This is a genomic window from Amycolatopsis jiangsuensis (assembly GCF_014204865.1).
GTDB classification, from domain to species: domain Bacteria; phylum Actinomycetota; class Actinomycetes; order Mycobacteriales; family Pseudonocardiaceae; genus Amycolatopsis; species Amycolatopsis jiangsuensis.
On sequence record NZ_JACHMG010000001.1, the window covers coordinates 1,281,315 to 1,299,815 of the forward strand.

The window sequence follows — 18,501 nt, forward strand, 5'->3', positions numbered from 1 at the left end:
CTAGCCCACCTCGCCCGGACGCGGATCGCGGGCACAGCGGAAGCCGGCGAAGATCTGCCGCCGGATCGGGTAGTCCCAGTTGCGGAACGTGCCGCGCGCGGCCGCCGAGTCGGTGCCGAACGATCCGCCGCGCAGCACCTTGTACTCCGGCCCGAAGAACACCTCCGAGTACTCCCGGTACGGGAACGCCGCGAACCCGGGATAGCCGTGGAAGTCGGTGCTCGTCCACTCCCACACGTCCCCGATCAGCTGGGCCACGCCCAGTGGCGACCGCCCGGCGGGGTACGCGCCGGCCTCGGCCGGGCGCAGGTGGCGCTGGCCGACATTGGCGTGTTCGGCCGTGGGTTCCTCGTCGCCCCAAGGGAATCGCCGCGAACGGCCGGTGGCCGGATCGAACCGGGCGGCCTTCTCCCACTCCGCCTCGGTGGGCAGCCGCTTGCCCGCCCACTTCGCGTACGCCTCGGCCTCGTAGTAGGACACGTGCACGACCGGTTCCCGCTCCGGAAGCCGTTCCCGCACCCCGAAACGCGTGCGCCACCAGCCGTCCGGCCCGCGGTGCCAGAACCGTGGCGCCGTGATGCCGTGGTCCTGGAGGTAGGCCCAGCCGGCCGCGCTCCAGAGCCGCTCCCGCTGGTAGCCGCCGCCGTCGAGGAACTCCAGGTACGCCCCGCAGGTGACCGGGGTGGTGTCGAGTACGAACGCCGGCACGTCGATCTCGTGCGCCGGACGTTCGTTGTCCAGCGCCCAGGGTTCCGCGCTCGTGCCCATCGTGAACCTGCCCCCGGGGACCAGGACCTCGGCCGGCCGGGGTCCGGACGGCGCGCGCGGCGGCTCCGGCGCGTGCAGCACCGGCTCTCCCTTGCGCAGCTGGTGGGTGGCCAGCATCGTCTCGTCGTGCTGCTGCTCGTGCTGGGTGATCATCCCGAAGGCGAACGCGCTCTCGGTGAGCCGCCGCCCCTCCATCGGCGCCTTTTCCAGGACGTCGAAGGCCTTCTCCCGGACTTCACGCACGTACGCCCGGGCCTCGGCCGGGCTGAGCAGCGGCAGCGCCGGCCGGTCCGCCCGCGAATGCCGGAAGGCGTCGTACAGGTCGTCGATGTCCGGCCGCAGCGCCTCCCGTCCGCCGACATCGCGGACCAGCCACAGCTCTTCCTGGCTGCCGATGTGCGCGAGATCCCACACCAGCGGCGACATCAGTTTCGAATGCTGGCGCACGAGGTCTCCGTCGTCGACCGCGTCGGTGAGCGTGACGCTGCGCTCGCGGGCCCGCGTCAACGCCGCTGCCGCGTGCGCGCGCAGGTCCTGCGGGCTCAGTTCCAGCAGGGGGTTGGGCTCGGGGGTGACGCTCATCGCTCGTGCCTCCTCGATCCGTCGAGCCGGGCACGCAGCCCGGTGGTGATGTCGGTGATGGTGTCCTCGGGCAGTCCGGTGGCCGGCAGCGCGGCGACGCCGAGCTCGACCAGATCCCGTGCCACGGCGGACATTCCGGGCGCGGCCAGCCCGTGGCGTGCCGCCTGCTCCCAGCGTCCGGCCACCGGCGCGCAGCGGCGGACCACTTCCTCCACTGTGGACGGATCGGCGAACAGCGCGGTGACCAGCGCGACCGGCGCCAGCCACTGCCCGGGCGGTTGCGCGTCCAGATACCGCAGTTCGAGATAACCCTGCGGCCGGACGGGCGTGAACATCGTGCCGAGGTGGTAGTCCAGATCGGCGCCGGTGGGCCGGGGCAGCACCGCGGCCGCGCCACGCCCGGCGATCCAGTCCGCGAACGTGAGCCCCTCCGGGGCATCCCACGGCTTCCGGTCCCGGGGCAGCACCATGAGCGGGGTGTCCATCATCCGCCGGGCCCACGCTCTTGCCGGGTCCAGGTCGGCGCCAGCCGAGTCCCGACCAGCACCAGCCGGGTCCACAGCGGTGCCAGCCGGGTCCAGGCCAGCACCAGCCGGGTCCAGAGCGGTGCCAGCCGGGTCCGGGCCAGCACCCGCCGAATCCCAACCAGCGCCCGCCGAGCCCAGGCCAGCCCCCGTCGAGCCAGGGCCAGCACCCGCCGAGCCCGGACCACCGCCCACCGAATCCAAGCCAGCGCCCCCCGGATCCAGGTCGGCGTCCGCCGATCGGGTGCGCACCGGTTCGGTCTGCAGCACCGCGAGCCACCGCGCGGAGGCGTGCCCGGTGTCGCGGCCCTGGTGCACCCGCGAGTTCGCGAACAGGGCCAGCAGCGGCGGCCCCATCGCGTGGGCGGCCGCCCAGCGGGGCGCGATCTGCTCGGCTTCGCCCGCGTCCAGGCAGATCTGCAGCCCCGCGGTGCTGCACATCATCGTGATGCCGCCCTCGCCGAGTGGCGCGAACCGCCGCTCCATGGCGGCGTAGCGGGGAGTGCGCAACCGGCGCCGCGGCGGGCGGTGCGCGTCGATGCCCGATTCGCCGAGTTCGAGACCGGCGCGGGCCAGCAGTGCGGTGAGATGCGAGAGATCGGCTTCCACGGCCGCGTGCAGGGCCGGCAGAGAAGCCTGCGGCAGAGCGGAAATCTCCACCTGGCAACCGGGTTCCAGGCTCACCGGCGAACCGGCCGGGAGCGGGACCGCGGGACTTTCGGGGCGCAGGGTCCGCGGGGTGTGCGGCCCGAGCGCGGTGGCGAGGACGTCGGGATCGAGGGGGCGGGCCGGGTCCCCGGTGTGGTGCACCGTGAACTCGAGTTCCACGCCGAGCAGCCGCGGTGGCCCGTGCTTGAAGCACACCGAGGCGACGTACCGCTCCCCGGCCGCGCGGTCCGACAGGACCCGCACGGCAAGGTCCGACGCACTCCCGGGACTGTCCGGAAAATTGTGCACCGTAGTCATGTGTCGCCGTCCACGTCAGGAGGTCCACGGAGCGGGACCTCGTCCGTTCCGGACGCTACACGCGGGGTCCGACAAAATCAGGGCCGTACGCCGGGACGGCCCATCGATAAGAACCTCGTAAGCACCGCCGACCTGGCGTTTCCCGATTCCCCGTGCGGCCGCGGCGGCTGCTCCGTCCGGGTGGCCGGCTCACGGCAGCTCGGGTTCGGTGCCCAGCCCCAGTTCCGCCGCCGCGGTCCGCACCGCGGCGACCACCAGCTGCAGCGCCGGGCGCCGGGTCTCGGTGCGCCGGTAGGCGATCGACACCGTGCGCAGCAGCGGGGTGGCCAGCGCGACGACGTCGATGCCGGGCGGACGCAGCAGCCGCAGCCCGAGATCGGACACCAGCGTGACCCCGAGGCCGGCGCCGACCATCACCATCGCGGTGGACTGTTCCTCCACCTCGTGGTTGATCTTCGGCTGGAACCCGTGCCGGTGACAGGCGATCCGGATCGCGCGGCCGAAATGCGACTTGGCGCTGGCGAGGATCCACGGGTACTCGGCGAGCGCGTCGAGCGGGACGGTGGCCGAGGGCAGCGCACCCGCCGGCACCGCCGCGTGCAGCCGCTCCACCGCGACCACCGCGCGTTCCAGCCCGGTGTCCCAGCGCATCGGCGCGTCCGAATAGTCGATCACGAACGACAGGTCCAGCGTCCCGTCGCGGACCGCCTCCGCGGTCGCTTCCGGGGCCAGTTCCCGGGTACGGACCTGGATTCCCGGGTAGTCGGCGGCCAGCGCGGTGAGCGCGCCCGGCAGCAGGCCCGAGGCGACCGACGCCCACACCCCGGCGGTCAGCCGCGCGGACATCGTGCCCTGCGCCTCCTCGAGCGCGAGCGTCGCGCGCTCGACCGAGCCGAGGATCTCCTCCGCGTGGTCGGTCAGCAGGAAGCCCAGCTCGGTCAGCTGAACGCGCCGGCCGAGCCGTTCGAACAGCTTCACCCCGACGTCGCGTTCGAGCTGGGCGAGCTGCTGGGACACCGCGGAAACCGTGTAGTGCAGCGACGCCGCCGCGGCCGTGATGGTCCCGCGCCGCCGTAGCTCACGAAGCATCCGCAGGCGGTGCAACGAAAGCTCCATGCACGAACCCTAAACAACTTCCTCCAGCTTCGGTAACTGGACGCGCCCGGTTCCCCGGCGCCACTCTCGGAAGTACGGCGGCGCACCGGCGCCACCGGCGGACACTTGGAGGTGAAGGGCCCGATGAACGCCGAACCGCTGATGAGGCTCACGTGGACCGACCCGGTCACCGGCGCCCACGGCTACCTGGTCGTGCACAGCCTGGTCTCCGGCATGGCGACCGGCGGCACGCGGATGCGCGCCGGCTGCACCGTGGACGAGGTCGCCGACCTGGCACGGGGCATGGCGAACAAGACGGCAACGTTCAACCTCCCGGTCGGGGGCGCCAAGGGCGGCCTCGACTTCGATCCGAAGGACCCGCGCGCGTTCGGCGTGCTGACCCGGTTTTGTGAGTTCCTGCGCCCGTGGCTGGACGGCAGCTGGGTGACCGCGGAGGATCTCGGCGTTCCCCAGCACCTGATCGACGAGGTGTTCGCGAAGCTCGGTCTCGAGCAGTCCTACCACGCGGCGATCCACCGGTCCGCGGATCCGGCCCGCACGCTGCGGCGGGTCCAGGCCGGGCTCAACGCACCGGTGCCCGGCGGGCTGCTGCTGGGCGACGTCATCGGCGGTTACGGCGTGGCGCAGGCCTGCCTCGGCGCCGCGAACGCGTGGAGCTGGGAAACGGCCGACACGACGGTGGCGATCCAGGGCATCGGCACGATGGGCGGCGGCGCCGCCTGGTACCTGCACGAGGCGGGAATGAAGGTCGTCGCGGTCGCCGATGCCGCGGGCACGTTGTACGACCCGGAAGGCCTCGACGTGCCGGCGCTGCTCGAACTGCGCGACCGCTTCGGCGAGATCGACCGCACCCGGCTGCCCGATGGCGTGCGCAGCCTGCCGCGCGAGGCCGTGGTCGGCATCGGCGCCGACGTCTTCGTGCCGGCCGCGATCTCGTACGCGCTGCGCGTGGACAACGAAAACCTGGTGAAGGCGAAGGTGGTGGTGGAAGCGGCGAACGCGGCCACCACACCGGAGGCGGAGGCCGCGCTGTCCGCCCGTGGCGTCGCCGTCATTCCGGACTTCGTCGCGAACGCCGGTGCTGCCGCGTGGGCGTGGTGGCTGCTGCTTGGTGAGGTCGGCGCCGACCCGGCCGACTCGTTCCTGCGGCTGCGCACCGAGATGCAGGCGAAGGTGGCCCTGCTGCTGACCGAGTGGAACCTCGACCGCGTGCCGCCGCGCGTGACCGGGCTGCGGCTGGTCGAGCACACCCGCGTGGCGCGGGCCGAGGAGTCGCTGACGCCCGGCGGAACGCCGGCACTCACCATCCCCTGAGCGGGCGCGGGGAAAGGCTCCTTGCCGGAGGCGAAAGAGCGTCCGGCAAGGAGCCGCTCAGCGTGCGAACCGGTCCGTGGCGCCGATCAGGACGTCTTCCATCGCCGGCGCTGCCGTGGTGTGCCCGGCGCCGCCGACCAGCACCAGCTCGGCGTCCGGCAGCGCCTGCTGCAGCAGCCACGGCGTACCGGCCAGGCTGCTGAGATCCAGCATCCCCTGAGCGAGCACGACCGGGATCCCGGCGAGCCGCCCGGCCTGACGCAGGATCGCGCCGTCCTCCAGGAAACAGTTGTGGGCGAAGTAGTGCGTGACGAGACGTGCGAAGGCGAGCCGGGGCCGCGGTTGCGCGAGGAGCGGCGAAGGCGGCACGCCGGGAAGCATCGCGTCCTCCCACGCGCACCAGCGCCGCGCGGCTTCCTCGTGCACGGCGGGATCCGGGTCGAGCAGCAACCGGTGGTAGGCGGCAGCGAGATCGCCGTCGCGTTCGGCTTCGGGGACGCCCTCGCGAAACCGCGCGAACGCGTCCGGGAGCATGCCGCCGAGATCGCGCGTCAGCAAGGAAATCTCCGCGCGCCGGTCGGTGGCGAGGCCCATCATCACCACTTCGCTCACCCGGCCGGGATGCCGTACCGCATAGGTCAGTCCGAGCGCGCACCCCCAGGAACCGCCGAACACCAGCCATTTCTCGATCCCGAGCGTGGTGCGCAGCAGTTCCAGGTCGGCCAGCAGGTGCTCGGCCGTGTTCGCGGTCAGTGCCTCGACGGTGTCGCCGGCGTGCGGGGTGCTGCGGCCACTGCCGCGCTGGTCGAAGAGCACGATGCGGTAGCGCTCCGGGTCGAAGAACCGGCGCATCGCGGTGCTGCATCCGGTGCCCGGCCCGCCGTGCAGGACCACCGCGGGTTTGCCGTCCGGGTTCCCGCAGGTCTCCCAGTACACCCGGTGCCCGTCGCCGACGTCGAGCAGGCCGTGGTCGTACGGCTCGAGTTCCGGATAGCGCATTCAGGCGAGATTACCGGCGAGTTCCCGCAGCGCACCACACAGTTCCGCCGGTCCGGCCGGGCCGATCCGGATCATCGCGTCCGGGCCGGCACCGACGGTGTAGCTGAGGTAGCGGCCCCAGTCGGTATCCGCGTAGTGCAACGGCTCTTCGAGACGGCTGTAGCGGCCGACGTCGTCGCGGCGGCCCGCGTACAGCTCCCCGCTGCCGTGGACCGGACGCTGCACGAGGTTCACCACGTCGGCCAGCACCGGATCGAGGGGGTAGGCGTCCGCGCCGCGGCGCGCGGCTTCGGTCAGGTCGCCGACGCGGACGCTGCGCGGCTGCCCGCCGCCGCGGCCCACGTGCGGCAGCTGCGCGATCAGCGTCTCCAGCACCTGGTCCCGGTCGATCTCCTGGACGCCGACCTGCTCGCCGTCGGACACCGCGAGCACCGCCTGCAGCCCGCCCGCCGCGGCGAGCACGCCGTAGGTCCGGTCCCCGGTGGCGACCCAGCCGTAGTACTCGACGACCGGGCGCACGAGCAGCGGCAGCCAGTCGAGGAAGTCCGCGGTGGCCCGGCCGCGGCCGTCGACGAGGCCGGCCACCGCGAGCGCGTCGTCGACCCGTTTGGCCGCTTCGTCGCGTTCGGTCTCCGAGAGCCACCGCGGCTCCGGGCGCAGGGTCACGTGCAGCCGGCCGAGGCGTTCCCGTTCGGCCAGCGCGGCGAGGGCTTCGACCGGGACGTCGACCCGGTCCGCCGGTCCGGTCACCGGTCACTCCTGCCCGAGCACCGGCGGGGTCGCCGGCTCGCCGGTACCGAAGACGGCGTCCGGATCGTCCTCCACCAGGTAGTCCGGCCGGTAGCGCTCGCTCTCGCCGGTCCGCCGGACGCCCGGCGCGCCGGCGACGCCACCGGCCTGGCCCGTCCCGCGCACCACGGGTTCCGCGGGCGCCGGCGCCCAGGTGGCCGGCGCCGGAGCAACGCCGCCGCCCGCACCGGCCGACTGCGTGGTGGTCGTTTCCGATCCCGCCCGGCGCACGGGCGCCGCGTCCGGGCCGACGAGGCCGTACTGCCGGGGCAGCACGGCCTTCGTGTTCGCGGTGACGCCGTGGTACTGCTCCATGACCCGGACGTTCGTCTCGTTCGCGGCATGGTTGCCTTCCACACCGGACTGGAACGACGGCGGTACCGCCGCGGCCGGCGACACCACCGCGTGCAGCCCGGCGGCCCACGGCTGCGGTCGCTGCGGCGCCGGCGGCACGTCGACCACCTCGTGCCCGGATCGTTCGAAGCTGCTCGCTTGCGTGTCGGCCGAGGCGCCGGTCATGTCGAGCGGATCGGCCGAGTTCCCAAACGCGGCCGCCAGCGGGCCGGCGCCGGAACGCGCCGCCTCCGCGCCCACCCCGGTCCAGGACCGGGCCATCCGCTCCTGCAGGTCCTTGATGTTCCGCGCACGCTCGAGGTAGGCCGCGGACAGCTCCCGCACTTTGTCCGCGGTCGACCGCAGACCGGACGTGTCACCGCCGCGGAAGTTGTCGTAGATCTGCTTGCCGTCCACCTGGTTCCCTTCGTGCCCCGGCCCCGGTCGGCCCGCGTCCGATCACCGTGCCCCACTCGGCTGTGCCCCGATCAGCGGTGGTCACCGCGCCCGGCCGAGGTCGGCGTTCGCCCGGTCCACCTCGACGACGCGGTCCCGCGCCGTCCGCAGCCTGCCGAGGTAGTCCTCCACGTACCGGCGCATCGAATCGTTCTGTTCACGCAGCGTCCGCAGCGAGTCGGCGCCGGCCGCGGCGTACTCCGTGCTCGCCGGGTCGGCGGCGGGCGCGCGGAACACCGTCAAGATCTCGTCGATGGCGTGGCCGTCCGCGGTCACTTTCCCGAGCTCGTCCTCCCAGAGCCGGATGACCGCGGTGAGTTCGGCCGCGTCCATGGCGAAGCCGCTGCCGCCGTGCTCCGCTGCGCCGTTGACCAAGGCCGTTCCCTTCCCCAGGCTCACGCACCGTGATGGTGCACCAGCGTAGTCGGGTGTCACGTCCGTGTCAGCCGGACACAGGGCTTTCACAGCCGTGATGAGGAACGCAGACAGGGAATCGGGCGAGGTCACGGACGGAGATCACAGTACGTACGTACGGATTGCGAGAACCCGGTCCGGGGTGCCAGGATTCCAGGATGCCACGGGTCAGCCAGGATCACCTCGACGCACGCCGGCGCCAGATCCTCGACGGCTCGCGCGTGTGTTTCGCCCGGCACGGGTACGAGGGTGCCACGGTACGCCGTCTCGAGGAGGCCACCGGGCTCTCCCGCGGGGCGATCTTCCACCACTTCCGCGACAAGGAGTCGCTGTTTCTCGCCCTCGCCGAGGACGACGCGGTGCGGATGGCCGACGTGGTCGCCGAACAGGGGCTCGTGCAGGTCATGCGCGATCTGCTTGCCGGGCGCAGCGAACATCCGGCGGACTGGCTGGGCACCCGGCTGGAGGTGTCCCGGCGGCTGCGCACCGACCCGGAGTTCCGTGGCCGCTGGGCGGAGCGTTCGCAGCAGCTGACCACCGCGACCCGGGAACGCCTCGAGCGCCAGCGCGAGGCCGGCAACCTGCGTGACGACGTGGACGTCGACGTGCTCACCGCATTCCTGGAGCTGGTACTGGAGGGCCTGGTCTCCCACCTGGCGATGGGCCTGCCCGGCGACGATCTCGGCCCGGTGCTCGACCTGGTCGAGGAGACCGTGCGCCGGCACCGGCCCGGTGCCGGGCACGAGGTCCCCGGTACGGCGCGCACCGTGCGCCCTGGTGAATGAACCCGCCGAACAGCTGTGGGGGCCCCGGCTGCCGGGCGGGGCACCGGCCTGGCTGATCGCACTGCCCGGCCGGCAGCCACACTGAAGCCCGCGGCACACCCGAGCGCGCGCCATCGCGCATTCCCCGACGCCCGGGGCGGGCGACCCGGTAGGATTGCCGGCATCGTCGCACTACACACCGTTTTTCCCGAGGAGTGACTCCATTCGTGCGCGCCGCGCCATCGCCCGGTGACAGTACCGGGCCGGGTCCCGGACCCGGCTTCCCCTCCGCCGCCCGCCGCCTCCCGGACGGTGCGTCGTGATCCACGCCCTGCTCTCCGTTCTCGGAGTGCTGCTGTTCCTGCTCCTCACCATCGGCACCGGGCTGGCCGTGGCCGCCGAGTTCTCGCTCACCGCGTTGGAACGCAGCACGGTCGACGCGGACGTCCGCCACGTCGGTGACCGCCGCTCGGTGAGCGTGCAGAAGGCGCACCGGACCCTGAGCTTCCAGCTCTCCGGCGCACAGGTCGCGATCACGCTGACCACCCTGATCACCGGTTATCTGGCCGAACCGCTGATCGGCGAGCTGGTGCACCCGCTGTTCGCCTCGATGGGCCTGCCCGCCGCCGTCTCGACCGGGATCTCCGTGGTCGTCGCGCTGCTGCTGGCGACCTTCCTGTCGATGGTGCTCGGCGAGATGGTGCCGAAGAACCTTGCGATCGCCCGGCCGCTGCCGACCGCGCGGGCGGTGACCGGCTACCACGCGCGCTTCTCCGCGCTGTTCCGCTGGCTGATCACGCTGATGAACAACAGCGCGAACTTCGTGGTCCGCAAGTTCGGCGTGGAACCGCAGGAGGAACTGCGGTCGGCAAGGTCCCCGCAGGAGCTCGGCTCGATCGTCCGGTCCAGCGCGGAAAGCGGGAAGCTCGACACCTCCACCGCCGAACTGCTGGACCGGTCGCTGCGCTTCGGCGAACGCACCGCGGAGGAGCTGATGACGCCCCGCGTCCAGGTCGAATCGCTCACCGTGGACGACACCGTGGACAGCCTGATCGACATCTCGCGCCGCACCGGGTTCTCCCGTTTTCCCGTCTACACCGAGGATCTCGACGACGTCCAGGGGGCGGTGCACGTCAAGCAGGCGTTCGCGGTCCCCGCCGCCGAACGCCCGACCACCCGGATCCGCTCCGCGATGCGGCCGGTGCCGACCGTCCCGGAGTCGCTGTCCGGGGACGCGCTGCTCAACCGGCTGCGGGATTCCCGTTTCCAGCTCGCCATCGTGGTCGACGAGTACGGCGGCACGGCCGGGCTGGTCACCCTCGAGGACGTCGTCGAGGAGATCATCGGCGACGTCCGGGACGAGCACGACGAGCGCGAGGCACCCGCCTCGCAGCAGGTCGGTGCGGACCGCTGGCTGGTCTCCGGGCAGCTGCGCGCGGACGAGGTCAGCGAGGTCACCGGGTTCCGGATGCCCGAGGGCGGCTACGAGACCATCGCCGGGCTGATCCTCGAGCGGCTCGGCCGGATCCCGGCCGAGGGCGACGCGGCCGAGGTCGAGGGCTGGCGGCTCACCGTCACCTCGATGGACCGGCACCGCATCGCCGAGGTGCAGCTGCGGCCGGTCGAGGCGGCGGCCGGAGCCGAGGTGATCGCGTGAGCGACTGGCTGAACATCGCACTGGTCGTGGTGCTGCTGCTGGCCAACGCGTTCTTCGTCGGCGCCGAGTTCACCCTGATCTCCTCCCGGCGCGACCGGCTGGAAGCGCTGCTGGAACAGGGGAAAACCCGCGCGAAGATCGTGATCAACGCGAGCAGGCACGTGTCCCGGATGCTCGCCGGGGCGCAGCTGGGTATCACCATCTGCTCCCTGCTGCTCGGCCGGCTCGGCGAGCCCGCGGTGGCGCACCGGCTGTCCGGGTTCTTCGATCTGCTCGGGCTGCCCGAGGCGCTGCTGCATCCGATCTCGTTCGCGCTCGCGCTCGCGTTCATCACGATGCTGCACGTGCTGGTCGGCGAGATGGTGCCGAAGAACCTCGCCATCGCCGAGCCGGAACGGCTGGCGCTGTGGCTGGTGCCGGCGCACGTGGGCTGGGTGAAGCTGGCCAGCCCGGTCATCGCGTTCCTCAACTTCGTCGCGAACTCGTTGCTGCGCGCGGTGAAGGTCGAACCGAAGGACGAGCTGGAGACCGCCTACACCTCCGCCGAGCTGGCCGAGCTGCTGAGTGAGTCCCGTCGCGAGGGGCTGTTGGAGCAGTCCGAGCACCAGCGGCTCTCGCAGACGCTGTCCTCGGCGGCGAAAACGGTCGCGGACGTGCTGGTGCCGACCGCGGAGCTGACCACGCTGCCGTGCCGGCCGACCCTGGGCGAGGTGGAGCGCGCCGTGTCGTCCACCGGGTTCTCCCGGTTCCCGGTGTGCGCCGACGACGGCTCCCTCACCGGCTACATCCACGTGAAGGACATCCTCGACCTGGCAGGCCAGAGCCCGGAGACGGCGGTACCGGACGGCAAGACCCGGCCGCTGACCGAACTGCGCTCGAACGCCCGGCTGGACGTCGCGTTGTCGGCGATGCGCAACGAGGGCAGTCACCTCGCCCGCGCGCTCGACGAGTCCGGGCAGGCGCTCGGCGTGGTGGCCCTCGAGGACCTGGTCGAGGAGTACGTCGGGACCGTGCGCGACGGGACGCACGTGGCGGCATGAGTCCCCCGGTGCTGGCCGAGCCGGAATGGCAGGCACGCGAACAGGCGCATGCGGAGCGGATGCGCGCGTGGACGGTCCCGCACCAGCGGCGCCGTGCCCGGGGCGAGAAGCATCCGGTGCTGGACTTCCTGTTCACCTACTATTCGTACCGGCCGGGGCACCTGGAGCGGTGGCAGCCGGGCGCGGGATCGGTGCTGGCCGGTCCGGCCGCCCGCCGGTTCCTGGACCGGCCCGGATTCACCGAGACCGCCGGAGGCGTCGTGCTCGATCCGGCCGCGTGCACCGGCCGCCGAGCCCGTACCGCGGAGTTCGTGCTGCGACTGCTGTCCGCCACGGCCTCGCGCCCGCCGCGGCTGAGCTGCTTCGGGCTGCACGAATGGGCCATGGTCTACCGCGAACCCGCGGAATCCGTACGGCACGACCAGGTACCGCTGCGGCTCGGCTCCGCGGGCACCGACGCCGTGGTCGAGTCGATGGAGATGCGCTGCGGGCATTTCGACGCCTTCCGCTTCTTCACCGCCCCGGCGCGGCCGCGCAACACGCTCGCCCCTACCCGGGAAAGCCAGGTCGAGCTGGAACAGCCGGGCTGCCTGCACGCGAACATGGACTTGTTCAAATGGGCCTACAAGCTCGATCCGTTCGTGCCGGCCGAGCTGGTCGGTGACTGCTTCGCGCTCGCCGCGGACGTCCGGGAGCTGGACATGCGCGCGAGCCCGTACGACCTGAGCGGCTACGGCTATCCGCCGGTGTGTGTGGAGACGCCCGCGGGCCGGGCTGCCTACGCGCGGGCGCAGGCGGAGTTCACCCGGCGGGCGGCTCCCCTGCGGGCGCGGCTGATCGAGGTGTGCCGCGCACTGCTGGATCACCGGATGGTCGAACGCGATTAATCCGACAACTCTGCGTCACGATATTCACCTGCGGTTTCTGGCCTGTTAGAGTGACAACGATGCCGTTGCATTACCACACGTAGTATTCAGCGCTGGTGCGTCACGAAAGGACAACGATGGGGCGACACAACCTGGCCGAGGAGCCGGTGCCGCACCCCCTCGATCCGCCCGCGCGGCCGGCCGGCCGCAGTGAGACGACCGGTTCCCACCGGATCGTCGGGAGGAAGGCCCCCCGCAGGCGGATCGCGAAGTGGCCCATCGCGGTGGCCGGCCTCGTCGTCCTCGTGGCGCTCGGCATCGTCGGCTGGAACTGGGCCGACGGGCAGCTCACCAACCGCGCCGAGGCACAGGCCGCCAGCTGTTCCGGCGGCCGCACCGGCATCCGGATCGTGGTGACCCCGCAGGTCGCCGCCCCGGTGCGGACCGCAGCCACCCGGTGGAACCAGGACCTGACCGAGGTACACGGCAGCTGCGTCCGCGTCGACGTGCAGTCCCGGCCCGCCCCGGACGTGTTCAACGCGCTGACCGGGGCGACCGGCCCGGCGGCGATCGGCGGGGTGCCGGACGGCTGGATCTCCGAATCGCCGTACTGGGTGACCAAGCTGGGCCAGGCCAAGCCGGACGTGATCGGCTCGCCCGCGATGTCCGTGGGCGACGGTCCGGCCGGGAACGGCTACCTGTTCGTGGCACTGAGCTCGCCCTCGACCGACGGGACCCGGCAGCGCGCCACCCAGAGCTTCCGCGCCTTCCTCAAGGAACCCGCCCAGCTGGCCGACCTGGCCGCCGCCGGGGTGTCCGGCCCCTGATCAGCCCAGCCGGTCCGGATCCGGGCCGGTGCGCGTGCCGTCGTCCAGCTCGGCGAGTGCCGCCAGATCGTCCTCGGCCAGCTCGAAGTCGAACACCGCCAGGTTCTCCCGCATCCGCGCCGGATGGGCGGACTTCGGGATGGCGATGGTGCCGAGCTGCAGATGCCAGCGCAGCACCAGCTGCGCCGGGGTCTTGCCGTACTTCGCGGCCAGCGCGGTGAGCACCGGCGCGCCCAGCATCCGCCCCCGGGCCAGCGGGCCCCACGCCTCGGTGGCGATGCCGTGCGCCGCGTGGAACTCCCGCAGCGGCGCCTGCTGGAGCCACGGATGCAGCTCGACCTGGTTCACCGCGGGCACCACGTCCGTCTCGTCCAGCAGCCGGCGCAGGTGCGCGACGCCGAAGTTCGACACACCGATGGCCCGCACCCGGCCGTCGCGCAGCAGCTGTTCCAGCGCCCGCCAAGTCTCCACGTAGCGGTCCAGACCCGGCTGCGGCCAGTGGATCAAATACAGATCCACGACGCCCAGGCCGAGCGCTTCGGTGCTGCGGTCGAACGCGCGCAGAGCGTTGTCGTAACCGTGGTCGGAGTTCCACAGCTTCGTGGTCACGAAGAACTCTTCGCGGGGCAGGCCCGACGCGCGGACCGCGGCGCCCACTTCGGCCTCGTTCCCGTACAGCGTGGCGGTGTCGATGCTGCGATAACCGGCCTCGATCGCTGTCGAGACGACCTTTTCCGCCTCGGCGGCGTGCACCTTGTACACGCCGAACCCGAGCTGCGGGACGGTGACGGAGTTGTTCAGGGTGAGCAGGGGCGGCACAGCCATCCGGCAATCCTCACTGCGACGTCTCGGGGACGCCACCGATCTTGCCACTCCCCTGCCCGGCGCGCTCACACCCTGCTGCGCGCGGCACCGGCACGGGCTGCCTCCGTCACCCGCGCCACGCGCTCGGCGAGGCCATCGACCTCGGGTGCGGTGCCATCCCGCGCCTCCACCGCGACTCGCGCGCTGAACGCCGACGAACGCGCCATCTCCACCGCCGCGCACACGTCGGGCAGCGCCGTCGGTTCCACAGTGGACACCACCTGTTCGGCGAGAGCCACCACCTCCCCCGCCGCACCGACCACGTCCGCGGCCGGCTCCGCCCAGGACTGTGCCGGATGCGCCACCGCGTGCGCGTCCTTCTCCGCCAGCCGCAACGCGTGCCGGGTCAGCCGGTCCGCCTCCGCGTGGCCGCCCGCGGCACGGCTCAGCAGCGCCGCGGCCTGCGCGAGGGCGAGTGCCGCGACGGTCGCCCCGGCCGGCACCGGCACCGCGGGCCGCGCCAGGGAGTTCAAGAATTCACTCACGATCTGGTCCCGCAAGGCGGACCTCCTCCCGTGCTGCCGCGCACTGCCTCCCGGCAACGGCTGTGCCGAACGAAATCAGCGAAAGACCACAGTGCGCGTGCCGGCCAGCAGGACCCGCCGCTGGCAGTGCCAGCGCACCGCCCGCGACAGCGCGAGCGCTTCGGCGTCGCGGCCGACCGTGGCCAGTGCCCGCGGCGAGTGGCTGTGGTCCACGCGCTGGACCTCTTGTTCGATGATCGGGCCCTCGTCGAGTTCCGGGGTCACGTAGTGCGCGGTCGCGCCCACGTATTTCACCCCGCGGTCGTAGGCCTGCTGGTACGGCTTCGCGCCCTTGAAACCGGGCAGGAACGAATGGTGGATGTTGATCGCCCGCCCCTGCAGCTTCTGGCACAGCCCGTCCGAGAGCACCTGCATGTAGCGGGCCAGCACGACCAGGTCGATCCCGTGCTCCCCCACCAGGTCCAGCAGCCGCTGTTCGGCGTCGGGTTTGGTGTCCGGGGTGAGCGGCACGTGTTCGAACGCCACCCCGGCGGCCTCGGCCATCGGGCGCAGGTCCTCGTGGTTGGACACCACCAGCGCGATCTGCCCGCCGAGCCCGCCCGAGCGCCAGCGGAACAGCAGGTCGTTGAGGCAGTGGCCGGCCTTCGACACCATGACCAGGATGCGGTCGGTGGCCGGCGCCGCGAACCGGAACCGCATGCCGAAATCTCCGGCGACCGGCGCGAACTCCCGGGTCAGCTCGTCCTCGGTCAGCTCGGCTCCGCCGGTGAACTCGGTGCGCAGGAACAGCTGCCCGTGCACGTCGTCATCGAACTGCTGGTGCTCCACGATGTCGCACCCGTGCCCGACGAGGAACGTGGTGACCGCGTGCACGAGACCCGCGCGTTCGGGACAGTGCAGCGTGAGCGTGAAGTGCTGGGTCATGACAGCTCCCGGTCTTCGAGGGCGGCGCCACCGTCTGATCTGCTACTGATATATCAATTCTCGACTCAGGATATGTGTGCTGCACACCACGGTCAACCACGTTCTGCCCGGTGCTCGCAGGGAGCGTTCGCGGGCGCCCGGCAGAAGCCGAAGTCGTTTCACCGTCCGGGGAAACGACACTCCAGTGCGTTCGTCGTCGCGGGATCCTGGACGGCGGCCGTGAGAAAGTCGTTGAAGGCCTGGCTGGACTGGGTCACCTTGGCCGTGTCGTCCGGGGTCATTCCGTGCACGAGCAGCACGGCGACACCGACCGTGCCGTCGTCACGGCGGACTTCCGTTCCGCGCGCCAGGATCCCCGTCGTACTCCCGCCCTTGACGCCGATCCCGCGAATTCCCGGACGAGGGTGGGGTTTCTGTTCGGAGATACGCCGCGCGACGTCGGCGCCGGGGAAACTGCCGTGGCCGATCGCGGACCAGAGCGAGGCGAGCTGCGCGGCGGTTCCGCCGGGACCGCCGTCGACGAATGCCGGTTCGTCGGCGCCGGCCGGCACCTGCCGCGAATCCACGTCGGCGCGGAATGCGGCGTCGTGGGCGTACCGGCGGGCGATTTCCCATTCGGCCTTCCGGCGCGCGGCCCGATCGCCCGAAGCGGGCAGGAGTTCCGGGGTGAAGAACGACGCGAGGAGACCCGTCGTGCTCGGCAGTTCCGCGTCGTGCCAGCCGACAGTTTCCGCGGCCTCGGCCAGGGCACGGTCGCCGAGGCGGTCCCGGAGGAAGTCGGGCGCGGCGTTGTCACTCCAGATCATCATCTCGTTGACCAGCTGGTCGAGGCTGACGGTCTGCTCCGGATCCCGCGCGCGTGCGCCGTTCCGCGCCACACCAAGGTGATCCAGGGCGTGCGCGTGAGCGTCTTCGCCGCCGCCACGGACCGCCCACCGTTCCCAGTCACCGACTCGCACTCGCTCATCCGGAGACACGGCACCCGAGGCGACGGCGCGCGCGTAGGCGACGAGATTCAGCGCCTTGCTCGCCGAGGCCATCGGCTGCACCTCGTCCGGCCGATGCCGGACCCGGTGACCGCGACCGTCGTCGACCACCAGAGCGACCTCCGAAGGATGGGCCGCGAGGTAACCCACCCAGCCTTCCACGGAGCCGACGTCCGACGCCACGTCCGCGCACTGGTCGCCGGCACGATCGTCTTGCCCGCAGGCGGTCAGCAGCAGGGAGAACGCCAGGACGACCGCGCAGAGCGACGCCCGACGCCTCGCCCCGCGCTTCGCCACCATTGCCGCGAGTATGGCAGACCGCCCCGCGCCTCGCGCGGTCGTCGCGACGAGATCCGGAAACACCGCTGCCGGCGCGGCTTCCTCCCCCGGCTACCGTTGCGGCACCTCGCTTTCCACCCGCCCGCGCACCCAGTCGTGGAACAGTCCGATGTGGTGCTCACTCGGCACGAGCACACCGCCGCGGGCGTACGCGCGGGAGCCCATGGTGAGCTGACACCGTTCGCACGCCTCGAAATCCTGCTGGTTCACCCGGTGGAACAGCTCCACCGAACGGGACAGGTCCGCACCGGAGCCGACGACCTCGGGCAGGTACAGCCAGTCGCAGCGGACCAACGTGCGATCCGGCGCGAGCGGGAACATCCGGTGCAGGATCACGTGATCGGGCACCAGGTTCACGAACACCTGCGGCCGCACGGTGATCGCGTAGTACCGGCGGTCCTGGTGCGCGCCCACCCCGGGCAGCCGCTCCACGCCGGCGCCACCGTCCACAGTGAACCCGGTGACCTCCTCGCCGAACTCCGCGCCGTGTCCCACGTAGTATTGCGCCGCGTAGCCGTCCGCGAACTCCGGCAGCACCTCGGTGAGTTCCGGGTGGATCGTGGCGCAGTGGTAGCACTCCATGAAGTTCTCGATGATCTGCTTCCAGTTGGCCCGCACGTCGTACTCGATCCGCCGGCCCAGTTCCAGGTCCTCGATCCGGTAGGCCTCGATCTCGCCGGGGCCGCCGAGCCGGTCGCTCACGTCCGCCATCACGGTGTCGGCGAAGGACGGCGGCTCCTCGGCGAGGCACACCCACGCGTAGCCGAGCCACTCGCGCACCGCCAGCCGGGTGAGCCCGTACTCGGTCCGGTCCACGTCGGGCATGCCGGTGAGATTCGGGGCCGCCACGAGCTTGCCGTCCAGCCCGTAGGTCCAGGCGTGGTACATGCACTGGAACGCGCGCTTGACCGACCCCTTCTCCTCGGCGCAGATCCGGGCGCCGCGGTGGCGGCAGACGTTCAGGAAAGCCCGCAACCCCCCGTCCCGCCCCCGCGCGACGAGGACGTTCTCCCGTCCGATCTGGACGGTCTCGAACGCACCCGGCGTGGCCAGGTCCGCACTGCGGACCGCGCAGAACCATTCGGTTTCGAAAATCCGCTCCTGCTCCCGCGTGAAGATCTCCGGGTCGGTGTAATGCCGCCCGGACAACGTCGGCAGCAGGCTCTGCGGGAGGTCGGTGGTGGTCACCGGCGATGCTCCTCTCGGAAAGGACCGGTCGGTCCGCAACGGCCCGGTCCGGGTGTCTCGGGTCGGCTCGGGTGGCTTGGTCGGGTGGGCGGCTTCGTCGTGCGGGGCACTCGCGTCCGCTCGGGGCTCTGTCGTAGGGGGCCGCGGGCAGGCGCGGCGGGGACGGTCGCGGCAGGGACGTTTCGGAACCGGCGCCGGAGCTTCGGACCCGCCTACACCCGCCCGGGTGGTCTCGCGCCCGCGACCCGTGCCCCGCCCGGTCTGCCGCCTGGTCGCCACACCGCTCATTTGTTGCGCATC

General features: G+C 71.9%; 18 protein-coding genes. 6 read left to right on the forward strand and 12 right to left on the reverse strand.

Annotation, left to right across the window (positions count from 1 at the left end; translation table 11 throughout):
* From egtB to BJY18_RS05715, 3 genes are all read right to left on the reverse strand, one after another.
* Positions 1-1,350: an ergothioneine biosynthesis protein EgtB gene (egtB, locus tag BJY18_RS05705; protein WP_184778302.1), complete on the reverse strand. Its 1,350-nt coding sequence runs from the start codon at positions 1,348-1,350 to the stop codon at positions 1-3.
* Positions 1,347-2,840 (reverse strand): glutamate-cysteine ligase family protein, encoded by a 1,494-nt coding sequence (locus tag BJY18_RS05710; RefSeq protein ID WP_184778304.1) that lies wholly within the window; start codon positions 2,838-2,840, stop codon positions 1,347-1,349. Before BJY18_RS05710 ends, egtB begins: the two co-directional genes overlap by 4 nt.
* Positions 2,841-3,029: 189 nt before the next feature.
* A complete protein-coding gene (locus BJY18_RS05715; RefSeq protein WP_184778306.1) occupies positions 3,030-3,956 on the reverse strand; it encodes a LysR family transcriptional regulator in 927 nt (308 codons plus the stop codon).
* A gap of 123 nt (positions 3,957-4,079) precedes the next feature.
* Between BJY18_RS05715 and BJY18_RS05720 the strand changes: the two genes are divergently transcribed.
* Positions 4,080-5,270, forward strand: a complete 1,191-nt coding sequence (locus tag BJY18_RS05720) for a Glu/Leu/Phe/Val dehydrogenase dimerization domain-containing protein (RefSeq protein ID WP_184778307.1) — start codon at positions 4,080-4,082, stop codon at positions 5,268-5,270.
* Positions 5,271-5,327: 57 nt separating this feature from the next.
* Here the strand turns inward: BJY18_RS05720 and pip are convergent, their stop codons facing one another.
* From pip to BJY18_RS05740, 4 genes are all read right to left on the reverse strand, one after another.
* Positions 5,328-6,269, reverse strand: coding sequence for a prolyl aminopeptidase (pip, locus tag BJY18_RS05725; RefSeq protein ID WP_184778309.1), 942 nt, complete (start codon positions 6,267-6,269; stop codon positions 5,328-5,330).
* On the reverse strand, positions 6,270-7,019 hold the full coding sequence (locus tag BJY18_RS05730) for an ESX secretion-associated protein EspG (protein WP_184778311.1): 750 nt from the start codon (positions 7,017-7,019) through the stop codon (positions 6,270-6,272).
* A 3-nt stretch (positions 7,020-7,022) separates the two neighbouring features.
* Positions 7,023-7,808: a hypothetical protein gene (locus BJY18_RS05735; protein WP_184778312.1), complete on the reverse strand. Its 786-nt coding sequence runs from the start codon at positions 7,806-7,808 to the stop codon at positions 7,023-7,025.
* Between the two features lie 81 nt (positions 7,809-7,889).
* Positions 7,890-8,246, reverse strand: a complete 357-nt coding sequence (locus tag BJY18_RS05740) for a hypothetical protein (protein ID WP_184778314.1) — start codon at positions 8,244-8,246, stop codon at positions 7,890-7,892.
* Between the two features lie 173 nt (positions 8,247-8,419).
* Here BJY18_RS05740 and BJY18_RS05745 point away from each other — a divergent pair, with 173 nt between their 5' ends.
* The 5 genes from BJY18_RS05745 to BJY18_RS05765 all read left to right on the forward strand — a co-directional run bounded on the left by BJY18_RS05745 (position 8,420) and on the right by BJY18_RS05765 (position 13,415).
* Entirely contained in the window at positions 8,420-9,046 is a 627-nt protein-coding gene (locus BJY18_RS05745) for a TetR/AcrR family transcriptional regulator (RefSeq protein WP_184778316.1), read from the forward strand.
* Between the two features lie 298 nt (positions 9,047-9,344).
* Complete coding sequence (locus BJY18_RS05750; RefSeq protein ID WP_184778318.1) at positions 9,345-10,682, forward strand: hemolysin family protein; 1,338 nt, start codon at positions 9,345-9,347, stop codon at positions 10,680-10,682.
* Positions 10,679-11,722: a hemolysin family protein gene (locus BJY18_RS05755; RefSeq protein ID WP_184778320.1), complete on the forward strand. Its 1,044-nt coding sequence runs from the start codon at positions 10,679-10,681 to the stop codon at positions 11,720-11,722. The genes BJY18_RS05750 and BJY18_RS05755 overlap by 4 nt, the downstream gene beginning before the upstream one ends.
* Positions 11,719-12,609, forward strand: coding sequence for a 3-methyladenine DNA glycosylase (locus BJY18_RS05760; protein ID WP_184778322.1), 891 nt, complete (start codon positions 11,719-11,721; stop codon positions 12,607-12,609). Before BJY18_RS05755 ends, BJY18_RS05760 begins: the two co-directional genes overlap by 4 nt.
* Positions 12,610-12,725: 116 nt before the next feature.
* A complete protein-coding gene (locus BJY18_RS05765) occupies positions 12,726-13,415 on the forward strand; it encodes a substrate-binding domain-containing protein (protein ID WP_184778324.1) in 690 nt (229 codons plus the stop codon).
* Here the strand turns inward: BJY18_RS05765 and BJY18_RS05770 are convergent, their stop codons facing one another.
* The 5 genes from BJY18_RS05770 to BJY18_RS05790 all read right to left on the reverse strand — a co-directional run bounded on the left by BJY18_RS05770 (position 13,416) and on the right by BJY18_RS05790 (position 18,201).
* Positions 13,416-14,240: an aldo/keto reductase gene (locus tag BJY18_RS05770; protein ID WP_184778325.1), complete on the reverse strand. Its 825-nt coding sequence runs from the start codon at positions 14,238-14,240 to the stop codon at positions 13,416-13,418.
* A gap of 65 nt (positions 14,241-14,305) precedes the next feature.
* Positions 14,306-14,764, reverse strand: a complete 459-nt coding sequence (locus BJY18_RS05775; RefSeq protein ID WP_184778327.1) for a hypothetical protein — start codon at positions 14,762-14,764, stop codon at positions 14,306-14,308.
* A gap of 75 nt (positions 14,765-14,839) precedes the next feature.
* Positions 14,840-15,688: a formyltetrahydrofolate deformylase gene (purU, locus tag BJY18_RS05780; protein ID WP_184778329.1), complete on the reverse strand. Its 849-nt coding sequence runs from the start codon at positions 15,686-15,688 to the stop codon at positions 14,840-14,842.
* Positions 15,689-15,846: 158 nt separating this feature from the next.
* Positions 15,847-16,974, reverse strand: a complete 1,128-nt coding sequence (locus BJY18_RS05785; protein WP_184778331.1) for a serine hydrolase — start codon at positions 16,972-16,974, stop codon at positions 15,847-15,849.
* Positions 16,975-17,064: 90 nt separating this feature from the next.
* Positions 17,065-18,201, reverse strand: a complete 1,137-nt coding sequence (locus BJY18_RS05790; RefSeq protein ID WP_184778333.1) for an aromatic ring-hydroxylating oxygenase subunit alpha — start codon at positions 18,199-18,201, stop codon at positions 17,065-17,067.
* Between the last annotated feature and the right edge of the window lie 300 nt (positions 18,202-18,501).